Source organism: Rhizobium sp. 01T417 (assembly GCF_056398905.1).
The window spans coordinates 1-25,615 of the sequence record NZ_JBFTQH010000010.1 but is presented as its reverse complement, the minus strand read 5'-3'; the positions used below and the strand labels follow the sequence as shown (position 1 = coordinate 25,615).

Here is a 25,615-nt window from a genome sequence, read left to right as displayed (position 1 = left end):
CCAAATTTGATGTACGTAAATCAAAAACTGCAAACGTTTCCGTTCACGTCAAATCTTTATGCAAAAAATGAGGGCCGGCGTGGTGTCCCAGGCCGGCCCTAAACCCTGATTTCAAGAGTGGTCAGTGGCCTCCGCCGCCACCACCTCCGCCTTGGGGTGCAGGCTTGTCCAGCATCGCGACGCCCAGGATCATCGCCAGGAACAGCACGGTCAGCATCAGGAAAACATCACTGAAGGACAGGACGATTGCCTGCTTCGTCACGAGCCCGACCATCTGCTTGATGGCAACAACCGCGCCATCCATGCCGTAGGCGTCGAAGTTCGCCGCCATGTTGTTCATCTGGTCGATCGCGGCGGGATTTCCCCAATCGATATTCTCGCGCAGCCGCTCGTAATGAACATCCTGCCGGTTCGTCAGCACGGTGTTGATGATCGCCAGCCCCACGGCGCCGCCGAGGTTACGAGTCAGGTTGAAGAGGCCCGACGCGCCGCGCATACGGGCCGGCGGCATCGTGCCGAGCGCGATATTGTTGATCGGCACCATGCACATCATCAGCCCGAAGCCGCGGAAGATCTGCGGAATGAGGAGCTCGTAGAAGTCCCAGTCCTGGGTCAGATGCGTCATGATGTAGGTACCGGCCGCGAAGCTGGCGAAACCGATCACCATCATCAGCCGCAGATCCATCTTCGTCGATAGCTTTCCGGCAATTGGCGCGGTGAAGAACATCGCGAGGCCCGATACGAACATCGTTTCGCCGATCATCAGCGAGTCATAGCCGCGAATGCGCCCGAGGTAGACGGGGTAGATATAGGTCAAGCCATAGAGGCCGATACCCATGACGAAGGAAAACACGGAGCCGAAGGCAAAGTTTCGGTTCGTGAAGGCCCTCAGGTCGACGACCGGGAAATCAACGGTGAAGGCCCGATAGAAGAAGACAACGGCAGCGATTGCAGAGGCGATCGCGCCCATGAAGATATAGCTGTCGTTGAACCAGTCGTTGGAATTGCCTTCCTCCAACACATACTCAAGCGCGCCGAGGAAGACGCCCATCGACAACAGGCCCCACCAATCGAACTTCTTGATCAGCGCGAATTCCGGCTTATCGAAATCGATGAAATTCCAAGTGACGATCGTCACAATGATGCCCGGGACAATGTTGACCAGGAACAGCCAGTGCCACGAGAAGGCGTGGCTGAGATAGCCGCCGACCGTCGGGCCGATGGTCGGAGCAAGCGTGGCGATCAGGCCGATGATCGGCGAGACGATGCTGCGCTTGGAGGGCGGGAAGATCGTGAAGGCTGCCGCAAAGACCGACGGAATCATGCCGCCGCCGATGAAGCCCTGGATGGCGCGGTAGACGATCATCTGGTCGATGTTCGTCGCCGTAGCACAGAGCGCGCTCGCCATGGTGAAGCCAGCAGCGGAAGCCGCAAACAGGTATCGTGTCGAGACGATGCGCGCGAGCGTGCCCGACAGCGGAATCATGATGACTTCGGCGATCAGATAGGAGGTCTGCACCCAGCCGATCTCGTCCGAACCAGCGCTGAGGCCAGCCTGGATTTCGGCAAGCGATGCCGACACGATCTGGATATCGAGGATCGACATGAACATGCCGAGCACCATCGCGAAGAACGCGATGAGCTTGCGTGGATCCATATGATCCGTGGCCGCTGGAGTGGCCGGAACGGTTCCAACTGTTGCGCTCGCGGCCATCGGCCTACCTCGTCAGGATTTACTTGGTCGCATCCGGCGCCGTGCGCGTGTCGACATCAACAACCACGCTCAGGCCTGCGCGCAGGCGACCGCTGTCGAGAGCATCCTGCGGCAGCGAGATACGAACCGGCACGCGCTGAATGATCTTCGTGAAGTTGCCCGTGGCGTTTTCCGGGGGCAGCAGCGAGAAGACGGAGCCGGAAGCCGGCGAAATCGATTCAACCGTGCCGACGATCGGATGGTCGCCATAAGCATCGACATGCACGTTGACCTTGGAGCCCGGCACCAGATGTTGGATCTGCGTTTCCTTGAAGTTCGCGTCGATAAAGAGCTGACGAACCGGGACGAGCGCCATCAGACGCTGGCCGGGCGACACCAGATCGCCCTCCTGCACCGAGCGATTGCCGACGACGCCATCATAGGGCGCTTTCAGGACCGTGAAGGAGAGATCGCGGGCAGCCTTGTCGCGCGCAAGCTCGAGCTGGCGGATCGTGCCTTCGGCCTCGCGGCGCTGCGCCTGCAGCAGCGTTACATTTGCTTCCGCGGATGCGATCGCCGCATCACCGCCAATCAGGTTTGCCTTTGCCTGGTCGAGAGCAATGTTCGCGGCGTCGAGGTTAGCGGTCGTACCGACAGACTTGGATTGCAGTTCCGCGGCGCGGGTCTGTGTGATCTGCGCACCGCGAACGGTGGCTTCCAAAGCCGTCTTCTGGGCCTTGGCCTGGTCGAGGCTTGCCTGACCACCGGCAATCTGCGCGTCAATACGCTGCAGCGAGAGCGTTTCGGTATCGAGAGAAGCCACCGCCTGATCGAGGGCGAGCTTGTAGTCGCCGTCGTCCAGCGAGGCCAGAACGTCGCCGGCCTTGACATTCTGGTTGGCAACGACGTTCACCTTGGCGACATAGCCGGTAACCTTCGGCGAGATCGTCGCGATATCGCCTTCGATGTAAGCGTCGTCGGTCGAGACCAGGAAACGGCCCGTCGTCCACCAATCGTAGCCGTACCATGCGGCGCCTGCGAGCAGCGCAAGGCCGATGATTGGCAGGGCAAGACTGCGCTTTTTCTTCTTCTCAGCGGGAACGGCCTGCGTGTCGGCAGGAGCCTGCGGCGCGCGCGGTGCTTCCGCGGTGGGGACTGCTGCTTCCTGAGCCTTGCCCTCGGTTTCAGCAGGTTCGCTGACGATGCGGGCAACATTGGCTTTTGGACTGGACGACATGGGCGACTACCGGCAAATTGAGTGAATTTAATCGAACTGAACGGTTCGGTTCAGTTGACATAGAACCTTTTTCCATTCATATCAAGCTGTATCGAACCACCCGGTTCGATTTTATTAACGAAAAGTTCGCTGATGCGGATATGGTTAAGGAGCTATGACAGAGCTTTCCGATACGCGCGTGGATGAGTTTCCCTCGACAGGCGGCCGATGGGCCGCGGGCGAAGACCCTGCCAAGCGCAAACAAATTCTCGACGGCGCCCGCCGCGTTTTCATGAAACTTGGCTTCGATGCCGCGAGCATGAACGATGTAACGCGCGAGGCGGGAGTTTCAAAAGGAACGCTCTACGTCTACTTCGCCAACAAGGAAGAGCTCTTCACCGCGATGATGGAGAGCGAGCGCGCGGCGTTCGTCGCCAGCGTGCGCAATACTCTCAAGGAATCCAATGATCCCGACGTTGCGCTGCACGACTTCGGGATGACCTTTGTCAGCCATCTGACCGAGGATAAGGTCATCAATGCGATGCGTACGGTCATCGGCGTCCGCGACCGCATGCCGCATCTCTGTCAGCGCTTTTTCACCGGCCCCGAGAACATCCGGACGGTGCTGAAGGACTTCCTGACGAGCCAGGTCGAGGCCGGCCGTTTCGAGATCGACGACATAGAGCTTGCCGCCCGCCAGTTCCTGGAGCTCTGCGGCGGAAGCTTCTTCAAGCTGCGGCTGTTCGGCGACATGGACGCCCCTCCTCCGCGCGAGGAGATGGATCGCGTGGTCAACGGCGCCATCCGCGTCTTCACCGCCGCGTACGGCACCAAGAAGCGATCCTGAACCCACACCTTTGATTTCTTTCTCCGTCCGCGCCAGAATCCCGCAACAGGGATCAAACGCGGCCTGCTGCCCTTCGCTATGAAGGGAATGCAGCCAGGGAGAAGAAATGAGCGCCGTCGGACGTGCGATCTGGTTCATCGAAAGTCATTTCGGCAACGACATTACTCTGGAAGAGATTTCGGACGTTGCCGGCCTTTCGCGCTACCACCTCTCGCGCGTCTTCGGACTCGTCACCGGGCATTCGATCAGCGGCTATATCCGCGCCCGCCGTCTGAGCGGCGCGGCACGGACGCTCGTCGATCAGCCGGAGAGCATTCTCGAGGTTGCCCTCGACGCGGGTTATGGCTCGCACGAGGCATTCACTCGCGCCTTTCGCGACCAGTTCGGCCTGACACCTGAGGCCGTCCGCAAGCAGGGGCACACGCGCAACCTCGCACTACTGGAGCCGATCAGAATGGATCCCGCCCGCCTTCCCGAACTCGAGCCGCCACGATTTGAAACCTTGCCGCCGATGCTATTTGCCGGCTTGCAGGAGACATATCCCTATGGCGGCAATGCCGCGATTCCCTCGCTCTGGCAAAAATTCAATGTTCATTTCGGCAGCATTCCCGGCCAGGTCGGCAATGTCGCCTATGGCGTCTGCACGCACATCGAGGGAGAGACAGAGAAATTCCGCTACATGGCGGCCGTGGCTGTCGACGACAGCAGCGACCTGCCGGACGGCTTTGCCACGTTGAAGATACCCGGTCAGCGGTATGCGGTCTTTGCTCATCGCGGCCACGTCTCCGGCATTCCCGCTACGATGCACCAGATTTTCGGGAGCTGGATGCCGAACGCAGGCATGGAGTTCGGCAACATGCCCGACATGTTCGAGCGTTACGACGACCGCTTCGACCCCTATACCGGCATGGGCCTGACGGAAATCTGGATTCCCATAAAGGAATAAAACGCGCCTTGCTTTCGTATATCCCCTTGCGCGCTTGCCAAGGCAGGCCGCGTCCGTACATTGCGAGCGTCAATTTGTGTGGCGCAAGGGGATAAACGCCGATGCAAGACATTATGATGCTCGTTCAGGACCCGGCCGCCTGGGTGGCCCTCATCACTCTGGTGGTGATGGAAGTGGTCCTCGGGATCGACAACCTCATCTTCATCTCGATTCTCACCAACAAGCTGCCACCTGAGCATCGCGAGAGAGCACGCAAGGTCGGCATCGGCCTTGCCCTCGTGCTGCGACTTGCCCTCCTCGGCATGGTTGCCTGGATCGTTACGCTGACGACGCCGGTCTTCGAACTGTTCGGTCACGGCTTCTCCTGGAAGGACATCATTCTGCTTGTCGGCGGTCTGTTCCTGTTGTGGAAGGCGACGAAGGAAATCCATCACAACGTCGATCCGGCCGATCACAACGAGGATTTCATTGTTTCATCAGCAACAAGAGGCGTTACCGCAGCGATCGGCCAGATCCTGCTGCTGGATATCGTCTTCTCGGTCGACAGTATCATCACCGCCGTCGGCATGACCCCACACGTCCCCATCATGGTCGTCGCCGTCGTTGTGGCCGTAACCGTCATGCTGGTCGCGGCAAAGCCGCTCGCGAACTTCATCGAGAGGAACCCGAGCATCGTCATGCTGGCGCTGGCCTTCCTGATGATGATCGGCATGACGCTGTTCGCAGAGGGCATGGGCTACCATGTGCCGAAGGGCTACATCTACGCCGCGATGGCCTTCTCGGCGCTGGTGGAGGTGCTCAACATGTTCGCCCGCAATGCCCGTCAGCGGAAAAAGCAGGGCGGCCACTGAGTCGCCATGGGCACGGCAATGAGGCCGTGCCCTAGAGCATGTCCCCCAGGGTCCAGTGGTTGCCCCATCGGGCATCGATCTCGTCATCGACGTTTTGATAGCGGATATCCGTCGACAGTCTGATCCTGTTCGAGGCGCTTTGGTTCGTGGTCGAGGCGTGGATCATGTAAGGGCTGTGCAACACGACATCGCCGGCCTCGTAGTCGGCGACCAGCCAGCGCGTATCGAAGCGCTCTGCCATGTCGGGCAGGTCCTTCGATACCCAGCCGCCCTCGGTCATGTTGCGGTTGAAGGCACTGATCTTTTCTTCCGCAGACAGGTCGAGGCTCTTTCTGGAAAACTCCTCCTCCATGCGCACACCAATGGCATGCGAGCCCTCGAGGTACACGAGACCACCCATGTCGACTGGGGTGTCGCCGATCGGAATCCAGGCCGTCACCAGCCGGTTGGTGCCGCCACGTAGATAGACCAGATCGTAATGCGCCGGCGTCGCTGTCGTCGTACCGGGTTGGGTAAAGCGCATGATCTTGCGTTTGTAAAGGTAGGAGATGCCGGAAAGAAACTCATCCATGAACTGCGCAAGCCGCGGCTGCGCGCAAAAACCCTCGAAGGCGACCGAGCGGACGAGCGACATCAAAATGCGATCCACCTGGCCTTTGTCCAAACCCGTGCCGGCGGATAGCCCGAGCATCGGATCGGTGCCTGGCGCGACGAGCCCGCCGCGCGCCAGATGCGAAAAAACCCAGCCGCGAAACGCATTGGCCACTTGGGGATCGAGAAAGCGCTTCAACCAGACATAGCCGTTTTCGTGATAAAGCCTGCGGATCGCCTCCACGCCGATCGACGGATCCGTCGGCTTGAGTTCGCCCAACCGGTTCGCTGCGGTCGAAAGGACTTTCCCGTTGGCGACCAAGTCGATCGCCGGTGGTTGAGCTGGCCGCTGATCCAGGGCAAGACTTGACATTTCGATCACTCCCAAAGCGAAATGGACGCTGCATATGTGAGACACTGGAGATAAACTTGCCATGGACGGAAAGAGCGACTGGACTTTTCGCTCATGACTGAAGCGCCGATCGCTCTCTATCGTTGGCCCTCTTCCGAAGGCATGGCGCTCGCCGTCACGGGGTTTGGCCGGCAGCGCATCGGAGCGCGTATCACCAACCGCCGCCTGCCAATGCACGCGGTCGTCCTTGTCGAGGCCGGGGATGGCACGCTGCAGACAGCGAAGGCGGGCCTTCAAGAGATCAACGGGCCGTCGCTCTTCTGGTTGCCGGCCGGCACATTACATTCCTATGGCCCGACGAACGGAACGAGCTGGGAGGAGAGATGGGCTCTCTTCGAGGGGACGCTGATCGCAGACCTGATCCGCCAGCGCCTGATCTCGCCGACAGAACCGGTGGTGCGTCTACAGAACCTGCGTGAGATGCAGCACCTCTTCGGCGCGCTTCATTCGGACTTTGCCGCAGGCGATCCGCTCAGCCTCGCTTCGGCGGCAGCGACGCTTCACCGCATCGCCGTCCAATCCGCGCGCCATGCGAACGCCGGCGGCGACAACGGGGCGAACGTCGAGATCGAGTTGATCATCGAGACCTTGCAGCGCCGGGCTTTCGAGCCGGTGGACATGCATTCGCTGGCACAAGAATTCGGCATGTCGCCGGCAACGCTGCGGCGGCATTTCCAGGCTGCCCTCGGCCTGTCGCCGAAGGCTTTCCAGCTGCGCCTTCGTATCGATCGGGCCAAGCAGCTGCTGACGACATCGGATCGGTCGATCGAGGCGATTGCGTATGCCGTCGGTATTGACGATGCCTTCTACTTTTCGCGGCTGTTTCAGGATCGCGAACACTGTTCGCCAAGCGAATTCCGCCGTCACTACCGCAGAACATGACTGTGGCCGGATCGAGTCCGGCCGCAGTCATGCATTGATTCGGTTCAATTGCGCTGTTCAGTGGGCGCCGGCGCCGCCACCGGGCTGCGCCTTGCGCGTGAGCAACAGGGCGAAGGCGGCAATGGCCAGCACGACGCCGATCACAGCGAAGGTGTCGCTAAAGCCAAGGATCAGAGCCTGACGTCTGACGATCTGACCCAAGGCGACGATGGCTTTCTGGCTGGCGACTGCCGGATCGGAGACGCCGTGTGCCAGGAAGTAGTTGGTGGTTTGGGCGAGGCGATCACGAACCTCATCGCGAGCCAGCGTTACAGACTGCCCGATGATATTCGAATGGAACTGCTCGCGCTCGGTCAGGATCGTGCCAAGCGACGCCGTGCCGACCGCGCCGCCGAGGTTGCGCAGCATGTTCGTCAGGCCCGAGGCAGCCGCCGCATCCGACGCAGCAATACCAGCGGTCGTGATTGCGGTGATCGGGGTCAGGACCAGGGCCTGGCCGATCGCCCGCACGATGTTCGGAATCCAGAACTGATCACCGGCGTTGTTCGCTGACAGCGTGATGTTCATGAAGCAGCTGATCGCGAAGATCGAAATGCCGAGGAAACCGATATAGCGGGCGTCGAAGCGCTTCATCAGCAGCGGAACGAGGGGAATGAGCAGCAGCTGCGGCAGGCCGGTCCAGGCCAGGACATTGCCGATCTGCTCGGCATTGTAACGCTGCACCTGTCCCAGATACTGCGGCAGGATGTAGACGGTCCCGAACAGCGCGACGCCGACGAGCACATTGACGGCAACGCCAATGCCGAAGTTGCGCTGCTTCAGGAGACTGAGCTTCACCAGGGGCTTTTGAACCGTCAGCTCGATCCAGATGAAGGCAGCGAGGAAGACGAACGCCACGATGCTGAGCTTGACGATGAAAGGCGAGGAGAACCAGTCCTCCTTGTTTCCCTCCTCGAGCACCGTCTGCAGGGCGGAAAGGCCGATCGCCATGGTAACAATGCCGGCCCAGTCACCTTCCTTCAGCAGGTGGAGCTGCATCGGCTGCTTCTCGAGCGTCAGGGCAAGCGCAGCGGCCATGATGGCACTCGGGAGCGCGTTGATGAAGAAAATCGTCTGCCAGCCGTAGTTCTCCGTGAGATAACCGCCGATCGTCGGGCCAATGGCCGGGGCAAAGGTGACGGACAGGGCAAAGAGTGCGAGGCCGCGAGGCTGCTGAAACTTGGGGAGCTTGGTAAGCACCATGGTAAACGCCATGGGGATGAGGACACCGCCGGCAAATCCCTGCAGGCCACGCAGCAGGATCATCGTGCCGAGATCGTGGGCGAAGGCACAGGCGATCGAAAAGATCGGGAAGAGAACCGAATTGACGAGAATGTAGCGGCGGAAGGAAAAGACGCTGCTGAAATACGCCGTCAGCGGAATGACGACGATCTCACCGATCAGATACGACGTCGAGATCCAGGCGCCGTTGTCAACGCCGGTGCCGATGCCGCCCTCGATATCGAGGAGCGAGGCGTTGGTGATCTGGATGTTGAGGATTGCCATGAACGCGCCGATCATCCCGGCAAGTACGGCAATCCAATCCTTTACGCTGGCGCCCGGCTGGGAGACGGGGGCAACGGTTGCAGTTGTGGTAGACATGGCACCACCCTCATCCTCTCCGGTCAGGCCCCATCGGCCGCATCGGCGGCCTTGGTGTTGATGCTTGGCTGCACCGACATGCCGGGGCGAAGATCGCCGGCTGCCGCTCCATTGCCGTCGAGCACGATCTTGACCGGGATACGCTGGACGACCTTCGTGAAGTTGCCGGTGGCGTTGTCCGGCGGCAGCAGCGCGAATTCCTGGCCGCTGGCCGGTGCGATGCTGTCGACGTGACCGTGATAAGTGCGGCCCGGGAACGTATCGACTTCGATCTCGACAGGCTGGCCGGCATGCACGTCGGTCAGCTGCGTTTCCTTGTAGTTCGCAACGATATAGGCCGCGCTGGTGGGAACGACCGACATCAGCTGCGTGCCTGCCTGGACGTACTGGCCAACGCGCAGTGTACGGTTGCCAACGGAGCCATCGACCGGCGCCACAATCGTGGCATAGGAGAGATTGAGTTCGGCCTGGCGCTCAAGCGCCTGGCTGCGGGTGAGCGCAGCCTTTGCCTGGGCAAGCTCGGCATTCAGAAGATCGACCTGCTTTACGGCTGCATCGAGGGCGGCGCTGTCGCGCACGATGGTCGCCTGTGCTGCCGCGATCTGCGAGGCGGCCTGCTGCGCGGTCTGGACCGGGGCGTAACCGTTGGTGGCCAGGCTCGAATAGCGCTTGTTGTTCTGCTCGGCGAACGTCTCGTTGGCCTTGTCGACCTCGACCGTGGCGCGGGCGGCGGCGATCGTCGATTGCTGGATTTGGAGGGCCGCCTCCTTCGCATTCAGCGTCGCCGCCGCGGCGGCAACGTCGGCCTTCGCCTGGTCGAGCGCGGCTCGGAAGTCGCGATCATCGATACGCGCAAGCGGCTGACCCGCCTTGACGGTCTCGTTGTCGTTGACGAGTACCCGGGCGATGTAGCCGGAAACCTTCGGCGCGATCGCACTGTTGTCCGCCTTCACATAGGCGTCGTCGGTCGACACGTGGAAGCGACCGACCGTCCAGTAATCGTGTCCGTAGTAGGCACCCCCGGCCACGATCGCGAGGGCGGCTGCGCCAAGCAGGAGCAACCGGCCGGCTCGTTTGCGGGCTTGCGGCACGTCAGCGGCAGCGCGTGGCGCCTCCGCGTGCGGCGGCTTGCTCGCTTCAAGCGTTTCCGGGATCACCTCTGCGACCGCTACGGCGGTTGGATCGGCGTTGTTGTTCAGAGCATGCAGCTTCTGGGCGGTCATTGTTTTCTCCGGATCATGGCCGCCGTCGCAAGCGATGCAGCCTCTGATGCACAAAATGGAAAATTGACGTTTTCCAAAATATGCTCTATAAAATGGATGTCAACTTGAATTTGGAAAATACCGATGGTCCAAAATCACAAGATCGAGAGAAGGCCGCGCGGCAGACCGCAGGCGCGGTGCGACGAGGACACCAGGAGCGTCATCATCGAGGCTGCCAACAAGCAGTTTCACGCGAACGGATATGCAACGGCGTGCATCGCGGATATTGCGCAGGAAGCGGGCGTCTCGACGAAGACGCTCTACAGGCTGTTTCCGACGAAAGCCGACCTCTTTTCCGACCTGATCACCGATCGCATTGGACGCTTTTTGCTGGCTCTCGACCCGACTACGCTTGCCGCGGCCGATCTTCGCCAGGGACTGGAGCGGATGCTGATGGCTTACGGCATGCTGACGCTTTCGGACGACACAATCACGATGATGCGGCTTGTGATCGGCGAGTCCGACCGCTTCCCCGAGATCTCCGCTTCCTTCTACGAAAAAGCCATCGTCCGAACGAATGCGCTGATGGAGGGGTGGCTGCGCAAGCAGGTTGATCGCGGCGTCATCGCTCTCGAAGACCCGCATGCGGCCTGCGGCATGCTGCGCGGCATGATGGCCATGGAGCCCCAGCGCGCCGCCATGCTGCGCCAGCAGCCGGCGCCGGGGATTGAGGAGATCGCGGCCCGGGCGAAAATGTGCGCCGACCTGTTTCTGAACGGCGCAGCAGTCGCTCCGGCTTAATAGCCGGTCTTAGGCGGTCTTTGAAAGTTCCTTGTCGATGGCCGAAACCAGTCGCTGGTCATCTGCCATCACGTCAGGCGCAAACCGCGCCACGATCTTGCCATCGCGACCGATCAGGAACTTTTCGAAGTTCCAGAGAATTTCACTCTTATCGTCGGTCGCCAGGCCATTGCTGCGCAGCCGCTCCCGCATCGGACCTTCGCCGACGGCAGTCCCGGCAGCCGCCGTCAGGTTCTGGTAGAGCGGATGCTTGTCCCCGCCCTTGACGGAGATCTTCGAGAAGATCGGAAACTTCACGTCATAGGTCAGCGTGCAGAACTCGACGATCTCGGCATCCGTACCCGGCTCCTGCCCCTTGAAATTGTTTGCCGGAAAGGCGGCAATCACGAAGCCGCGCTCTCGCTTGTCCTCATAGAGCTTCTCAAGCCCTTCATATTGAACGGTGAGGCCGCATTTGGAGGCGACATTGACGACCAAAATCACCTGGCCGCGGTGATCGTTCAGCGTTGTCTCGCGACCATCGGCCAGCTTCACCGGTATATTCAAAAGGTCCGTCATCGCTATCTCCACCATGAATTCCGCCGCGGAAGCTATACCCAACGGAGCGTTTGTCCAGCGGGCAGATCCGGTCCACTGACAAAATCAATTAAAACAGCTAGTTTGCCGTCGAGAGCACGGGAGGGCGCAACGAAAGATGGCACTGGAATCGCTGGTGGCGGCCGTTGTCTTTGCTTTGCTCATGACAGCCTCGATCGGAACGATGCTGACCTATTCAAAGCTGCCTGTGCATCACCGGCAGGACGAGACCAACACCGTCGTTCGGCTCGTCGCCAACATCTTCGTCGTCATGACATCGCTGGTCTTCGGCCTGATGATCAATTCCTCGAAGAACACTTTCGGCGAGATCGACAAGAACGTTCACGCGTTCGCAACCCAGATCATCCTTCTCGACCGGACCTTGCGGACCTATGGCCTCGAGGCCACGGAAACTCGCAAGCGTCTGGAGAACTACGTCGAAAAGGCTCTCACCAATCCGGCACGCGCCGCGCCGGATCCGCTGGTCAAAAGCGACCGCACAAGCGAGATTGCCCTCAACGCCGTCGGAGACAGTCTGGCACTGATCGTGCCTTCCGACCCGGGCCATGTGGTGTTGTGGAACGACGCTCGCCAGCAATATCAACGGATCGTCGAGCAGCGCTGGGTCATCGTGGAACAGTCGGAAGGCGTCATCCCAAGGCCGCTCATAAGCATGCTGACGGCGTGGCTGACGTTGATCTTTGCGAGCTTCGGCTATCGCGCGCCAAGAAACATCATTGTCGTGCTGATGTTCACCATCTCCGCGCTCCTGATATCGCTATCGATCTTCATCGTGCTGGATATGGATATTCCATTCTCGGGCTGGATCCAGATCTCCGACACACCTCTTCGCAGGGCGCTTGCCGAGCTTCAACAATAGCAACTGCGAAGCACCGCGCCGTCCTGGAAGGAGCGACCCAGTGTGGCCACGGCATCACAGTTAGCGAACCGCAATCGTCGGCCAGTCGATGAGGTCGGCCTTTGCACCGGCCAGCGTGTTGCGGCTCTGGGAGACCACATCGTGGGGAAAGCCGAGCGATATCGCGCTCGCGTCATCGAGGCGCCGAACCTGCTCCTCACTAAGCTTCACGTCCAGCGCGGCAAGGTTGTCGGCAAGCTGCTCAGCCGTTCGCGGCCCGATGATCGGCAGCGTGCCCTTGTGCAGCACCCAGGCGATGGCGATCTGGCCGGCCGGCACGCCGGTTTCCTCGGCGATTGCCAGAACTGTATCGACCGTTGCCGTCTTGCGCGCATCGCTTTCGGAGTGAATGACGACGCCGAGCCCCTGCTGGCGGCCAGTTTCGCCCTTGCGGTACTTACCGGTCAGCAGCCCGCCGCCGAGCGGCGACCAGCCGACAGTACCAAGGCCAAAGGCCGCCGCCATCGGCAGCAGCTCGCGCTCGGACGTACGCTCGACGAGGCTGTACTCCAGCTGCAGAGCCGACAGTGGCGCCCAGCCACGAAGCTCGGCAAGCGTGGCACCAGTCGCCACGCGCCAAGCCGGGAAGTCGGAAAGTCCGGCATAGAGGATCTTGCCCGAGCGGACGAGATCATCGAAACCTCGCATGATCTCGTCGATCGGCGTTACGGCATCCGGCATGTGCGCCCAAAGAAGATCGATCCGATCGGTGCCGAGCCGCTTCAGGCTTGCCTCGACCGACTGAACCATGGCCTTGCGGCTGTTGCCTGTACGCTGGAGGCCGGCCGCGTGACGATCACCGAGCGAGAACTTCGTCGCGACGACCATGTCATCGCGGTCGCTCGCGATGAACTCGCCGACCATCGTTTCCGACTGGCCGAATTGATACTGGTCGGCCGTGTCGATGAAGTTGCCGCCGTCGTTGCGGTAGCCATCGAAGACCACCTTGGCCTCCTCGCGACTGGAACCGTAACCCCAGCCCGTCCCGAAATTGCCTGTGCCAAGTGCCAGGCTGGAGACACGAAGTCCGGTTCGGCCGAAAATCCTATAGCGCATTGTCATTGCCTTCCTTGCTTCCTTGGTCAATTTTAAATGACGATCGTCATTCATTTGCATTTAAATGACGGACGTCATATAATTTGTCAAGAACAAATGATGAGAGCCTCAAATGCGCCCAACAAAGGAACAGGCGAACCAGAACCGCCAACGGATCATCGACACGGCCGGTCGGCTCTTTCGAGAGAAAGGAATTCATGCTGTCGGCGTCGACGAAGTAATGAAGGGCGCCGGATTGACGCATGGTGGTTTCTACGGCCACTTCAAATCGAAGGGCGACCTTGCCGCGGAAGCCGTCAGCCACGCCCTTTTGGAAAGCCTACGTTCCGAACCCGCCTACGCCACGCTCGGTGCGTTGGCGAAGAATTATCTATCGAGGGCACATCGAGATGCGGCGGACAGCGGCTGCACGGTTGCGGCTCTTGGCCCGGAAATCGCCCGCCTCCCCAAGGGGCAGCGCGGCGGGATCACCGACTACGTTCGCGCACGCATCGAGCAGGTCGAACAGATCCAGGCGCAGCAGGGGCAAACGGTCGATCGCGGCAAGGCCATAGCAGATCTCTCAAGCCTCGTCGGAGCCCTCGTCATGGCGCGCGCCGTCGATGACCCTGCCCTCTCGGACGAAATCCTCACTGAAACGATCCGTATCCTCGACGGGCGGCGTTAGGAACTTTGCCCGCGGCGCGGCATTGATTAGTCCAGCGGAGCTTACAGTTATCGGTACGGCGGGCACTCGCCGGTGCCGACCTCAAGTTGCTGGAATCGCATGACAACGCAGCAGATCCTCGCCTTCTGGCTCATCGGCCTGATGATGGCAGTCTTCATCTGGGATCGGTTTCGCTATGACCTGGTTGCCTGTTGCACTCTCGTGCTGGCCATCTGCGTCGGTATCGTGCCTTTCAACCGGGCATTTTCGGGCTTCAGCGACGACATCGTGATCATCGTCGGCAGCGCCCTCATCGTCAGCGCCGGCGTGGCGCGCTCGGGGATCGTCGATACAACGATCAAGCGCTTCTTTCCGAACCTGACCAAGCTGCATGCGCAGCTCGCGCTGCTGCTCATTGTCGTCGCGCTTCTGTCGGCCTTCATCAAGAACATCGGCGCGCTTGCGATCATGATTCCAGTCGCCTTCCAATTTGCCCGAAAAAGCGGGAGGTCTCCGTCGCTTTACCTGATGCCGATGAGCTTTGCCGCGCTACTCGGCGGGTTGATGACGCAGATCGGCACCTCACCAAACATCGTGGTCTCGCGGCTTCGCGGCGAAATCACCGGGACGCCTTTCACGATGTTCGACTTCACACCCGTCGGCGCGACGCTTGCTCTGGTTGGCATCGTCTTCTTGATCCTTTTCCACTGGCTCGTTCCCGAACGGCAGAACGAGAACCCATCGCTTGAGGAAGCGTTGGATTTGAAGAACTATTTCTCCGAAGCAACGGTGGTCGAAGGCTCCGGCTTCGAAGGCAAAAAGCTCAACGAGCTCCTGCAGCTCGGCGATGGAGAAGTGGTCGCAACCGCGATCCTGCGCGGGCATTCGCGCCTCGCGCCGTTCCCCGACGTTCTCCTGAAGCCGGGCGACACGATTCTGCTGGAAGGGCGTCCTGAAGCCCTGGATCGCGTCGTTTCCAACGCCAAACTCAAACTTTCAGGCAAACCGATCCCCGAAGCAAAGACGGAGGGCGACGTGACTTCGATCGAAGCAGTGGTCTCCTCCGAGTCCATGCTGATCGGGTGGTCCGCGCGCCAGCTCTCGCTCTGGAACCGCCGGCGCATCAACCTGCTTGCGGTCAGCCGGCACGGGCACAGGCTGACCGAACGGTTGAGCGAAGTCACCCTGCGCGCCGGCGATGTTCTTGTGCTGCAAGGCAGCCGTCGAAACCTGCCGGGCTTCCTGCAGGAATTCTCCTGTCTCCCATTGGCGCAGCGCGAAATCATGCTCGGCACGCCGCGCAGAGCTTACGTACCGCTGCTGATCCTTGCGACAGCGATGGGGATGACGGCGGCCGGAATGGTTCCGGTTTCGGTCGCCTTCTTCTGCGCCGCGCTGGCGATGGTCGTTTTTCGGGCCATCCCCCTTGCCGAGGTCTACAAGGCGGTGGACGGCCCGATCCTCATCATGCTTGCCGCGCTGATCCCCGTCTCCGACACATTGCGAACGACCGGCGGAAGCGATCTGATTGCCGGGTGGCTGGGGCACTTCGCCGCCCAGATGCCGCCCTTCGGCGCGCTGACTCTGATCGTCATCACCGCCATGGCGGTAACGCCGTTCCTCAACAATGCGGCAACGGTTCTGGTCATGGCGCCAATTGCGGCGAGCTTTGCCCACACGCTCGGCTATAGACCGGAGGCCTTTTTGATGGGGGTCGCCATCGGCGCTGGCTGCGATTTCCTGACGCCGATCGGCCACCAATGCAACACGCTGGTCTTCGGTCCCGGCGGCTATCGTTTCAGCGATTACCCCCGCCTCGGCCTGCCGCTGTCATTCGTCATCGTCCTCGTCAGCGTACCTGTCCTGCTCTACGTCTGGCCTGTCCATTGATGCGATCGCCCATTTTCCTTGACGCGCGCGGTCGAATATGGCCTTAAGGCCAGCCAAATGGGCAATCGGCGGATGAACGGGGGCAGTGCCCTTTTCCGGCCGGTTTCCTGATCCAGTTATCTGCATTCTTTCCGGCCGAACGTCGCTTTCTCAGGCAAGCCGTCCGGCATTCATTTGACGGGCACATAAAATGACAGCTTCCGGCGTCCGCGTCCGCATTGCTCCCTCGCCGACCGGCGAGCCGCATGTCGGCACTGCTTACATCGCTCTCTTCAACTACCTTTTCGCCAAGAAGAACGGCGGCGAGTTCATTCTGCGCATCGAAGACACCGATGCGACGCGCTCGACCCCGGAATTCGAGACCAAGGTGTTGGACGCGCTGAAATGGTGCGGCCTCGAATGGAAGGAAGGTCCTGACATCGGTGGCCCCTACGGCCCGTACCGTCAGTCCGACCGCAAGGACATCTACACCCCATACGGCCAGGAACTGCTGGACAAGGGGCATGCGTTCCGCTGTTTTTGCACGCCTGAGCGTCTAGAGAAGATGCGCGAAGAGCAGCGCGCCGCCGGCAAGGCGCCGAAGTATGACGGCCTCTGCCTGAAGTACTCGGCCGAAGAGGTCTCCGCGAAGATGGCCGCCGGCGAAGGCTCCGTGATCCGCATGAAGATCCCGACCGAGGGCTCCTGCGACTTCACCGACGGCGTCTATGGCGATGTCAGCATTCCGTGGGATTCCGTTGACATGCAGGTCCTGATCAAGGGCGACGGCATGCCGACCTATCACATGGCAAACGTCATCGACGACCATCTGATGCGAATCACCCATGTCGCGCGCGGCGAAGAATGGCTGGCATCCGTGCCGAAGCACATCCTGCTTTACCGCTACTTCGGTTGGGAGCAGCCGGTGTTCATGCATCTGTCGCTGATGCGCAATGCCGACAAATCGAAGCTCTCGAAGCGCAAGAACCCGACGTCAATCTCCTACTACTCCGCTCTCGGCTATATCCCGGAAGCGCTGATGAACTTCCTCGGCCTGTTCTTCGTGCAGATCGCCGAAGGCGAAGAGTTGCTTGATATGGACGAGCTTTCCGAGAAGTTCGATCCCGAAAACCTTTCGAAGGCCGGCGCCATCTTCGACATCCAGAAGCTCGACTGGCTGAACGGCCGCTGGATTCGTGAGAAGCTGTCCGAAGAGGAGTTCCAGGCCCGCGTGCTCGACTGGGCGATGGAGAACGATCGCCTGAAGGCGGGCCTGCGCCTGTCGCAGTCGCGCATTTCCAAGCTCGGCGAACTACCTGACCTCGCAGGCTTCCTGCTGAAGTCCGACCTCGGCGTTGACCCGTCGGCCTTCGCCAAGATCAAGTCACCGCCGGAAGAGATCCTCGAGATCCTCAACACCGTCCAGCCGGATCTCGAAAAGATCCTCGAATGGAACGTCGAGACGATCGAAGCCGAGCTACGCGCCATTGCCGACCGCATGGGCAAGAAGCTGAAGGTCGTCGTGGCCCCGCTCTTCGTCGCAGTATCAGGCTCGTCGCGCTCGCTGCCGCTCTTCGACTCGATGGCGATCCTCGGCCGTTCCGTCGTGCGTCAGCGGCTGAAACTGGCCGCCCAGGCAGTTGCCTCCCTCGTCGGCCCGAAGAACTGAACCGGACGTTTGCATCATGACTGAAAAGACCGAAACAGCGACCCTTTCCTCCGACGCGACCGAGGTCCGCGCCCAGAAGCTGAAGCTGCTGCGCGAACAGATCGGCGAGGTCTATCCGGCGCATTTCCACCGGACCATGACCAATGCCGAACTGGCGGAGAAGTACAAGGACCTCGAATCCGACGTCGAGACGCAGGATGTCGTGACCGTTGCCGGTCGCGTCTATTCCTCGCGCAACTCCGGCATGTTCATGGATATCCATGACGCCTCGGGCAAGATCCAGATCTTCAGCCACAAGGACGTGACGCCGGAAGAAGCCCGCAACATGCTTGGCATGATCGATATCGGCGATATCATCGGCGTGACCGGCACGGTGCGCCGCACGAAGCGCGGCGAGCTGTCGATCAACGCTCGCGAAATCACCATGCTGACGAAGTCGCTGCTCCCGATGCCGGAGAAGTGGCACGGCGTTTCCGACGTCGAGATCCGCTATCGCAAGCGCCACCTCGACATCATGACCAACGAGGAATCGAAGCTCCGCTTCCAGCAGCGTTCGAAGATCGTGTCCGGCATCCGCCGCTTCATGGAAAACGACGGCTTCATGGAAGTCGAAACGCCGATGTTGCACTCGGTCTATGGCGGCGCCACCGCCGAGCCGTTCAAGACGCATCACAACACGCTGAAGCTCGACATGTACCTGCGCATCGCGCCGGAACTGTACCTGAAGCGGACGTTGGTCTCCGGCCTTACCGACAAGGTATTCGAGATCAACCGCAACTTCCGCAACGAAGGCGTCTCGACCCGGCACAATCCTGAATTCACGATGATGGAGTGCTACTGGGCCTATGCCGACTACGAGGACATCATGGACCTCGTGGAGCGGCTGTTCGAAAGCCTGGCACTGTCGATCCACGGCACGACGGAATTCCCCTTCGGCGACAAGACGATCTCCTTCAAGGGGCCGTTCAAGCGCGTGCCGATGCCAGACGCCGTCAAGGAAGTGACCGGTATCGACTTCCTCGCCATGAAGACCGACGAGGAAGCCCGCGCGGCTGCCAAGGCCGCCGGCTTCGAAGTCGAGAAGGACTGGACCTGGGGCGAATGCCTTGCCTTCATCTTCGAAGAAAAGGTTGAGGCCACGCTCATTCAGCCATCACACGTCACCCACTTTCCGAAGGACATCTCGCCCTTCGCCAAGGAAGTGCCAGGCGAGCGGCGCCTTGTCGAACGCTTCGAGACCTACTGCAACGCCTGGGAACTCGGCAACGCCTTCTCGGAACTCAACGATCCGGAAGAGCAGCGCCGCCGCATGGTCGAGCAGCTGGAGCAGGCGCACGCCCGCGGCGAAAAGGAAAAGCAGCTGGACGACGAATTCCTCGATGCGATCGACCAGGGCATGCCGCCCGCCGGCGGTCTCGGGATCGGCGTCGACCGCCTGATCATGCTGCTCACCAACGCCCCATCGATCCGCGACGTCATCCTCTTCCCGGCTCGACGCAGCAAGGCCGACTGAGCCGGCTTACCTGGAATAGAAAAAGGCGGCGACCCGTTGGGCTCGCCGCTTTTTTGTTGGAAAGGGTTAGTGGCCGGCTCCGGGCGCGGCTTCCGGCGCAGCAGGCTCTTTGGCAGGTGCGGAGCCATGTTCGCCGCCTTCCGCGGGCTTTACTTCCTTTGCCTCTGCTGTCTTCGCAGTTTTCTTGCCCTCTCCTTCGCCGCCCTTGGTAGCGGCAACGGCGATGGGATCGATACAGTCCGAATAGTCCCTGAAGGACGCGTTCATCGCGGTTATCTCGTCCTCGGGTAGATCGACGCGTTCGCCGAAGAACAGCCCGTTGTCCGCCGCCTCCCCGTCATAGTAGCGGGCGGTGTAGGTCTTGGCTTCCGTGCTTTCGAGGACGGGATCGGGATGCGGAATATAGACGACGTCAGCGCCGATCGCCCTGCCGCGAATATCCGAGCGCAGCGTCGGTCCGTTGGTATCGAGAACGACGACTTGCACGAGATCGGGCCTCTGCGCATCGTAGATCGTCTTGGCGACGCGAAGCGCGGTCTTGACGCGAGTCATGCCATCGGTCGGCTCGGTCTTGATATATTTACGGATCCAGACGCGGTTCTGCTTCTTGATGGTGACGAGATTGACGTCGGTGCAGGAGAGGCCGTTCATCGTCTCTGCGGAAGGGCCAAGGAGCCTATCCTTGCCGATAAAAAGCGCGGCACCGCCGGAGACGCCCCCGAGAAGGGCGACGCCAGCGATGATAAACACCAATTTCCGGGAAGGCCGGAAGATGCGCAGTAGGGCCTTCACGCCAACTGCTCCGCCATTAACAAGCTCCAACGCAATACGAGTGGTTTCGACGCTAGAGAAATGACGTTTCCGAATACTTAAACGCGGGCTCTAAGTTTGCATCAGTATGGGATTAACACCAAAAAAGGTCCAAGCTTTCCCTATGCTTGCCAATGTCCTCACGGCCATGCTCTAACGGCTGATGGCCTTCACGCTTCGCCAGATCCAGTACTTCGTTGCCGTCGCCGAGCAGGGCTCTGTAACGCGCGCCGCGCAGAACCTTTCGATCTCGCAATCGTCGGTCACGGAGGCCCTCAAGGAGCTTGAAACCGACCTCGGCGTCGAGCTTTTCGAGCGTCATCCACGCGGCCTGACGATCACCCACAATGGCCATCAGTTCCTTCGCCATGCGACGAAAATCCTGGCAAGCGTGACGGATGCGCGCACCAGCTTTTCCGGCAAGCAGAACGAGATCTCCGGCAAACTCAACATCGGCGTCACCTCGCTCGTCGCCGGCTATGTGCTCTCCGACCTCCTGGCCCGCTATCGCCGCGCCTGCCCGGGCGTCGAAGTCAGCGCAATCGAAGACAATGGCGGCTATCTCGAGCACCTGCTGGTCGGCGGCGAACTGGATGTGGCCGTCATGGTCATTTCCAACCTGCGCGACCGCATGGCCCTGCAGGCAGAGATCCTGGAGACGTCACCTTACCGGTTGTGGTTGCCCATGGGCCATCCACTCGTTTCCGCCGACATCATTTCCGTGGCGGACATCGCTCGCGAACCGCTGATCATGCTGACCGTCGACGAAATCGAGGAAAACACCGGCAAGCTGCTGTCGGCGCTTGGCGCACGGCCGCATGTCGCCTTCCGCACGCGCTCGGTGGAAGCGGTACGCAGTCTGGTCGCGACCGGTGCCGGCGTGGCGCTATTGCCCGACCTGGTCTATCGCCCCTGGTCGCTGGAAGGCGACCGAATCGAGAGCCGTGACGTGTCCGGCTCCCTTCCGGTCGTCCAGGTCGGCATGGTCTGGCGAAAGGGCTCGAGTTTGCCGCAAGCGGCGCGCGACTTCGTGGGCATCGCAGAAGCCCTGCGATCCGGCCGGCCCCGGTGATCCTTCGGACGATATCGGAAATTCCGATATCGCCTTTCTGATAAATGAATTTGCGAAACCGGAAAATTCAGCGCACCTTTCAACCGGGAACATAACGCCACGAAAAGTGGCAACAACCGGGAGACATCAGATGAAATATCTTCTGAAATCGTGCACTGCTGCCCTCGCGAGCGTGAGCTTCGTGACGCAGGTTGCCGCAGCCGAACCGCTGAAGGCGCTTGGCAAGGGCGAAGGTGCTGTCAGCATCGTAGCCTGGGCGGGCTACATCGAACGCGGTGAAAGCGACAAGAGCTACGACTGGGTCACCGGCTTCGAAAAGGAAACCGGCTGCAAAGTGTCGGTCAAGACGGCGGCGACCTCCGACGAAATGGTCTCGCTGATGAACGAAGGCGGATTCGACCTCGTCACGGCCTCTGGCGACGCGTCGCTTCGCCTGATCGCAGGCAAGCGTGTCCAGCCGATCAACACCGATCTCATCCCGAGCTTCAAGAACGTCGATCCGCGCCTGCAGAAAGGCGCATGGTACACGGTCAAAGACGTCCACTACGGCGTTCCCTATCTCTGGGGGCCGAACGTGCTGATGTATAACACCGATGCCTTCAAGGATAAGGCACCGACCAGCTGGAAGGTCGTTTTCGAGGAAGAAACCCTTCCCGACGGCAAGTCCAACAAGGGCCGTGTCCAGGCCTATGATGGTCCGATCTACGTTGCCGATGCCGCTCTCTACCTGATGGCGCACAAGCCGGAACTCGGCATCAAGGATCCCTATGAACTGAACGAAGACCAGTACAAGGCGGCGCTCGACCTGCTGCGCGGCCAGCGCAAGCTCGTCTCCCGCTACTGGCACGACGCGATGATCCAGATCGACGACTTCAAGAACGAAGGCGTCGTGGCCTCCGGTTCCTGGCCGTTCCAGGTCAACCTGATGCAAGCCGACAAACAGAAGATCGCCTCCACCTTCCCGGAAGAAGGGGCCACCGGCTGGGCTGACACGACCATGCTGCATGTCGACAGCGAACACCCGAATTGCGCCTACATGTGGATGGAGCATTCGCTGCAGGCCAAGGTCCAGGGCGATGCCGCTGCCTGGTTCGGCGCCGTTCCTTCCGTTCCCGCTGCCTGCAAGGGCAACGAGCTGCTGACCGACGAGGGTTGCTCAACGAACGGTTATGATCACTTCGACAAGATCAAGTTCTGGAGAACGCCGACGGCCAAATGCGCAACGCAGGGCGAGTGCGTACCGTATCACCGTTGGGTCTCCGACTATATCGGTGTGATCGGCGGACGATAATCCGCCCGCACAACCTCTCCTTCTCCGCAAGCGGAGAAGGCGCCCGCTGAGGGCAAGGCGAGGGGACAATGAAGACAAGAGCGAAACGTCCGAGCGCTGGGGGCAACGACGGAACGCCGAATTGTCCCCTCGTCGGGGCCCCTTGGGCCGCATCCTTCCCGCTGGGAAGGTGAAAGACGCAACATCCCGGAGTTTTACAATGATTCCCGCCGTCCGTTTCCAACAGGTCTCGCGCCATTTCGGGCCGGTCCGCGCCGTCGACAGCGTCGATCTCGAAATCGCGCCCGGCGAGTTCTTCGCCATGCTTGGCCCTTCCGGCTCCGGCAAGACAACCTGCCTGCGCCTGATCGCAGGCTTCGAGCAGCCGACGGGCGGCCACATCGAAATCTTCGGTGAGACCGCCGAAGGCATCCCGCCCTATCGCCGCAACGTCAACACCGTCTTCCAGGACTACGCGCTCTTCCCGCATCTCAACATCCTCGACAACGTCGCCTACGGGCTGATGGTCAAGGGTGTCGGTAGGCCAGAGCGCACCAAAGCCGCCGAGCAGGCGCTGGAGCTTGTGAAGCTTCCCGGTTACGGCGCGCGCAAACCCGGACAGCTCTCCGGCGGCCAGCGGCAGCGTGTGGCGCTCGCCCGCGCCCTCGTCAACAAGCCGAAAGTCCTTCTCCTCGACGAACCGCTCGGCGCGCTCGACCTGAAGCTGCGCGAGCAGATGCAGGAGGAATTGAAGAGCCTGCAGCGCGCGCTCGGCATCACCTTCATCTTCGTCACCCACGACCAGGGCGAGGCCCTGTCGATGGCCGACCGCGTCGCCGTCTTCAACAACGGCGGCATCGTCCAGGAAGGTACGCCGCACGACATCTATCGGCGCCCGAAGACGCGCTTCGTCGCGGATTTCGTCGGCTCCTCCAATGTCATTGCGCCCGATATGATGACCGCGCTCGGCGGCGAGAAGCGCTGGGCGAGCCTGCGTCCGGAAGCGATCCACGTCGCCGGCGAAGGCGTTGAGGCGCGTGTGGAGCATGCAAGCTTCCTCGGCGCGGCAACCCGCCTCTCGGTCGATATCCGCGGCACCCGCCTGCACGTCATGCTGCCGGCCGGCGCCAACGTGCCGGATGTCGGCACAAGCGTCCGCCTCGTCTGGCAGCCCGTCGACGTGCATTACATGGATGACGCAGCATGACAGCGCTTGCCCTCACCAAACCGGCGGAACTGCGCGAGACCTCGATCCTTCCCGGTCGCGGCGGTTTCTTCGGACAGCTCTCGGACGCCTTCTGGCGCCATCCTAGACTGCTGCTCTTCCTGATGCTGACGCCGCCGCTCCTGTGGCTCGGCATCATCTACATCGGCTCACTGATCGCGCTGCTCCTGCAGAGCTTCTTCTCGATCGATGATTTCTCGGGCCTGGTGAATTACGAGTTCACGCTTGCGACCTATGCGCAACTCCTCAGCCCGACGAATTTTGACATCATCATCCGCACCATCATCATGGCGGCGCTGGTGACACTGGCTTCTGCCGTCGTCGCCTTTCCCATCGCCTACTACGCTGCTCGCTATGCGCAGGGCAAATGGAAGGCGCTGTTCTACCTCGGTGTCATGCTGCCGCTGTGGTCGAGCTATCTCGTGAAGATCTACGCCTGGAAACTCATCCTCGCGAAGGAAGGCATCCTCACCTGGATCTTCGAGAAGCTGCACCTGTCCTGGCTGCTCGACGGCATCCTCAACCTGCCCGTTGTCGGTGGCAATTCGCTGTCGGTCAGCTATCTCGGTACGTTTGTCGTCTTCGTCTATGTCTGGCTGCCCTACATGATCCTGCCGACACAGGCAGCACTCGAACGCGTCCCAGGCAACCTGATCGAGGCGTCGTCCGATCTCGGCGCCACACCGAGCCAGACCTTCCGCACCGTACTTTTCCCGCTGGCGCTGCCCGGTATCGTCGCCGGCTCGATCTTCACCTTCTCGCTGACATTAGGCGACTACATCATCCCGCAGATCATCGGTTCGTCGCGCCTCTTCATCGGCCAGGCGGTCTATGCCCAGCAGGGCACCGCGGGCAACGTCCCGCTCGCGGCCGCCTTCTCCGTCGTCCCGATCGTCATCATGGCCGTTTATCTCTGGCTGGCCAAGAAACAGGGGGCCTTCGATGCGCTCTGACCGTTCCCAGCGTTCACCGCTGCTTCTAAAGATCGCCGCAGCCGGTGGCCTGCTCTTCCTACACCTGCCGATCCTCTTGATCTTCGTCTATGCCTTCACGACGGAAGAGAAGAGCTATCAATGGCCGCCACCGGGACTGACGACGCAATGGCTCGCCATCGCGTGGAACCGCCCGGATGTCTGGTCAGCGCTCGGCCTCTCCGTGCAGGTCGCCTGCATCGCCACCGCGATCGCGCTGGTGCTCGGCACGCTCTGCGCAGCCGCAGTAAGCCAGACGAAGTTCTTCGGCCGTGAAGCAATCTCGCTCCTCGTCATCCTACCGATCGCGCTGCCCGGCATCATCACCGGCATTGCACTGCGCTCGGCCTTCAGCCTGTTCGACATTCCATTTTCGGTCTGGACGATCGTGCTCGGTCACGCGACCTTCTGCGTCGTTGTCGTCTACAACAACGCCGTCGCCCGCTTCCGCCGCACCTCGGGTTCACTGATCGAGGCATCGATGGATCTAGGCGCCGACGGTTTCCAGACCTTCCGCCACGTCATCCTGCCGAACATCGGGACCGCGCTTCTGGCCGGCGGCATGCTCGCCTTCGCGCTGTCCTTCGACGAAGTCATCGTCACCACCTTCACCGGCGGCCAGCAATCGACGCTGCCGATCTGGATGCTCGAAGAACTCATCCGCCCACGCCAACGCCCGGTCACCAACGTGGTCGCGATGGTCGTCGTGCTCGTCACTTTCCTGCCGATCCTGGCAGCCTACTACCTCACTCGCGACGGCGACCAGGTCGCCGGAGCCGGCAAATAATTAAGGGAGGTGACATGAAAGAGGTCGCCTCCGGAGAGAACGGATCACTGCGAATGATTGAGGGACAGTCACACTTCCGGCCTTTCGGCTTATCCTGTTGGGGTTTTGCGGATCTCAACAAGGGAGTTGGAAGCATGACTGCCTCTTATG

General features: G+C 60.9%; 23 protein-coding genes. 15 read left to right on the top strand and 8 right to left on the bottom strand.

Annotated features, from left to right (window positions below; all coding sequences use genetic code 11):
* Positions 1-121 precede the first annotated feature (121 nt).
* Both AC1DPR_RS12630 and AC1DPR_RS12625 read right to left on the bottom strand, forming a co-directional pair.
* Positions 122-1,714 carry a DHA2 family efflux MFS transporter permease subunit gene (locus tag AC1DPR_RS12630; RefSeq protein ID WP_018856523.1) on the bottom strand — a complete coding sequence of 531 codons (1,593 nt, stop codon included), beginning with the start codon at positions 1,712-1,714 and terminating at the stop codon, positions 122-124.
* Between the two features lie 19 nt (positions 1,715-1,733).
* Positions 1,734-2,930 (bottom strand): HlyD family secretion protein, encoded by a 1,197-nt coding sequence (locus AC1DPR_RS12625; RefSeq protein WP_113471957.1) that lies wholly within the window; start codon positions 2,928-2,930, stop codon positions 1,734-1,736.
* Between the two features lie 154 nt (positions 2,931-3,084).
* Here AC1DPR_RS12625 and AC1DPR_RS12620 point away from each other — a divergent pair, with 154 nt between their 5' ends.
* The 3 genes from AC1DPR_RS12620 (at position 3,085) to AC1DPR_RS12610 (ending at position 5,553) form a co-directional block, all read left to right on the top strand.
* Complete coding sequence (locus AC1DPR_RS12620) at positions 3,085-3,756, top strand: TetR/AcrR family transcriptional regulator (RefSeq protein WP_018856521.1); 672 nt, start codon at positions 3,085-3,087, stop codon at positions 3,754-3,756.
* 106 nt (positions 3,757-3,862) lie between these two features.
* Positions 3,863-4,702 carry an AraC family transcriptional regulator gene (locus AC1DPR_RS12615; RefSeq protein WP_018856520.1) on the top strand — a complete coding sequence of 280 codons (840 nt, stop codon included), beginning with the start codon at positions 3,863-3,865 and terminating at the stop codon, positions 4,700-4,702.
* 101 nt (positions 4,703-4,803) lie between these two features.
* The gene (locus tag AC1DPR_RS12610; protein ID WP_113471958.1) at positions 4,804-5,553 is read left to right on the top strand and encodes a TerC family protein; all 750 of its coding nucleotides are present in this window, start codon (positions 4,804-4,806) and stop codon (positions 5,551-5,553) included.
* A gap of 31 nt (positions 5,554-5,584) precedes the next feature.
* On the opposite strand, the gene AC1DPR_RS12605 is transcribed toward AC1DPR_RS12610, so the two are convergent.
* Positions 5,585-6,517, bottom strand: a complete 933-nt coding sequence (locus AC1DPR_RS12605; RefSeq protein ID WP_477816429.1) for a phytanoyl-CoA dioxygenase family protein — start codon at positions 6,515-6,517, stop codon at positions 5,585-5,587.
* Between the two features lie 93 nt (positions 6,518-6,610).
* On the opposite strand from AC1DPR_RS12605, the gene AC1DPR_RS12600 reads away from it, so the two are divergent.
* On the top strand, positions 6,611-7,438 hold the full coding sequence (locus tag AC1DPR_RS12600) for a helix-turn-helix transcriptional regulator (RefSeq protein WP_018856517.1): 828 nt from the start codon (positions 6,611-6,613) through the stop codon (positions 7,436-7,438).
* Positions 7,439-7,495: 57 nt separating this feature from the next.
* Here the strand turns inward: AC1DPR_RS12600 and AC1DPR_RS12595 are convergent, their stop codons facing one another.
* On the bottom strand, positions 7,496-9,079 hold the full coding sequence (locus AC1DPR_RS12595; RefSeq protein WP_018856516.1) for a DHA2 family efflux MFS transporter permease subunit: 1,584 nt from the start codon (positions 9,077-9,079) through the stop codon (positions 7,496-7,498).
* Between the two features lie 23 nt (positions 9,080-9,102).
* Positions 9,103-10,302 carry an HlyD family secretion protein gene (locus tag AC1DPR_RS12590; RefSeq protein WP_018856515.1) on the bottom strand — a complete coding sequence of 400 codons (1,200 nt, stop codon included), beginning with the start codon at positions 10,300-10,302 and terminating at the stop codon, positions 9,103-9,105.
* 123 nt (positions 10,303-10,425) lie between these two features.
* On the opposite strand from AC1DPR_RS12590, the gene AC1DPR_RS12585 reads away from it, so the two are divergent.
* Positions 10,426-11,082, top strand: coding sequence for a TetR/AcrR family transcriptional regulator (locus tag AC1DPR_RS12585; RefSeq protein ID WP_018856514.1), 657 nt, complete (start codon positions 10,426-10,428; stop codon positions 11,080-11,082).
* A gap of 9 nt (positions 11,083-11,091) precedes the next feature.
* Here AC1DPR_RS12585 and AC1DPR_RS12580 read toward each other — a convergent pair whose 3' ends face one another.
* The gene (locus AC1DPR_RS12580; RefSeq protein WP_477816428.1) at positions 11,092-11,640 is read right to left on the bottom strand and encodes a glutathione peroxidase; all 549 of its coding nucleotides are present in this window, start codon (positions 11,638-11,640) and stop codon (positions 11,092-11,094) included.
* A gap of 136 nt (positions 11,641-11,776) precedes the next feature.
* Between AC1DPR_RS12580 and AC1DPR_RS12575 the strand changes: the two genes are divergently transcribed.
* On the top strand, positions 11,777-12,538 hold the full coding sequence (locus AC1DPR_RS12575; RefSeq protein ID WP_018856512.1) for a bestrophin-like domain: 762 nt from the start codon (positions 11,777-11,779) through the stop codon (positions 12,536-12,538).
* 60 nt (positions 12,539-12,598) lie between these two features.
* Here the strand turns inward: AC1DPR_RS12575 and AC1DPR_RS12570 are convergent, their stop codons facing one another.
* A complete protein-coding gene (locus AC1DPR_RS12570; RefSeq protein WP_477816427.1) occupies positions 12,599-13,633 on the bottom strand; it encodes an aldo/keto reductase in 1,035 nt (344 codons plus the stop codon).
* A gap of 112 nt (positions 13,634-13,745) precedes the next feature.
* On the opposite strand from AC1DPR_RS12570, the gene AC1DPR_RS12565 reads away from it, so the two are divergent.
* The 4 genes from AC1DPR_RS12565 to lysS all read left to right on the top strand — a co-directional run bounded on the left by AC1DPR_RS12565 (position 13,746) and on the right by lysS (position 19,330).
* Positions 13,746-14,300 carry a TetR/AcrR family transcriptional regulator gene (locus AC1DPR_RS12565; RefSeq protein WP_018856510.1) on the top strand — a complete coding sequence of 185 codons (555 nt, stop codon included), beginning with the start codon at positions 13,746-13,748 and terminating at the stop codon, positions 14,298-14,300.
* A gap of 99 nt (positions 14,301-14,399) precedes the next feature.
* Positions 14,400-16,169 (top strand): SLC13 family permease, encoded by a 1,770-nt coding sequence (locus AC1DPR_RS12560; RefSeq protein ID WP_477816426.1) that lies wholly within the window; start codon positions 14,400-14,402, stop codon positions 16,167-16,169.
* A 190-nt stretch (positions 16,170-16,359) separates the two neighbouring features.
* A complete protein-coding gene (gene gltX / locus AC1DPR_RS12555; RefSeq protein ID WP_025658866.1) occupies positions 16,360-17,817 on the top strand; it encodes a glutamate--tRNA ligase in 1,458 nt (485 codons plus the stop codon).
* A 16-nt stretch (positions 17,818-17,833) separates the two neighbouring features.
* Positions 17,834-19,330, top strand: a complete 1,497-nt coding sequence (gene lysS, locus AC1DPR_RS12550; RefSeq protein WP_018856507.1) for a lysine--tRNA ligase — start codon at positions 17,834-17,836, stop codon at positions 19,328-19,330.
* Positions 19,331-19,396: 66 nt separating this feature from the next.
* Here lysS and AC1DPR_RS12545 read toward each other — a convergent pair whose 3' ends face one another.
* Positions 19,397-20,122, bottom strand: a complete 726-nt coding sequence (locus AC1DPR_RS12545; protein WP_113471964.1) for a hypothetical protein — start codon at positions 20,120-20,122, stop codon at positions 19,397-19,399.
* Positions 20,123-20,303: 181 nt separating this feature from the next.
* On the opposite strand from AC1DPR_RS12545, the gene AC1DPR_RS12540 reads away from it, so the two are divergent.
* The 5 genes from AC1DPR_RS12540 (at position 20,304) to AC1DPR_RS12520 (ending at position 25,465) form a co-directional block, all read left to right on the top strand.
* Entirely contained in the window at positions 20,304-21,212 is a 909-nt protein-coding gene (locus tag AC1DPR_RS12540; RefSeq protein ID WP_018856505.1) for a LysR family transcriptional regulator, read from the top strand.
* Positions 21,213-21,342: 130 nt separating this feature from the next.
* Positions 21,343-22,503 (top strand): ABC transporter substrate-binding protein, encoded by a 1,161-nt coding sequence (locus AC1DPR_RS12535; RefSeq protein WP_018856504.1) that lies wholly within the window; start codon positions 21,343-21,345, stop codon positions 22,501-22,503.
* 199 nt (positions 22,504-22,702) lie between these two features.
* Positions 22,703-23,689, top strand: coding sequence for an ABC transporter ATP-binding protein (locus AC1DPR_RS12530; protein ID WP_018856503.1), 987 nt, complete (start codon positions 22,703-22,705; stop codon positions 23,687-23,689).
* Positions 23,686-24,660 (top strand): ABC transporter permease, encoded by a 975-nt coding sequence (locus AC1DPR_RS12525; RefSeq protein WP_018856502.1) that lies wholly within the window; start codon positions 23,686-23,688, stop codon positions 24,658-24,660. Before AC1DPR_RS12530 ends, AC1DPR_RS12525 begins: the two co-directional genes overlap by 4 nt.
* Positions 24,650-25,465: an ABC transporter permease gene (locus AC1DPR_RS12520; protein ID WP_018856501.1), complete on the top strand. Its 816-nt coding sequence runs from the start codon at positions 24,650-24,652 to the stop codon at positions 25,463-25,465. Before AC1DPR_RS12525 ends, AC1DPR_RS12520 begins: the two co-directional genes overlap by 11 nt.
* Positions 25,466-25,615: the final 150 nt, after the last annotated feature.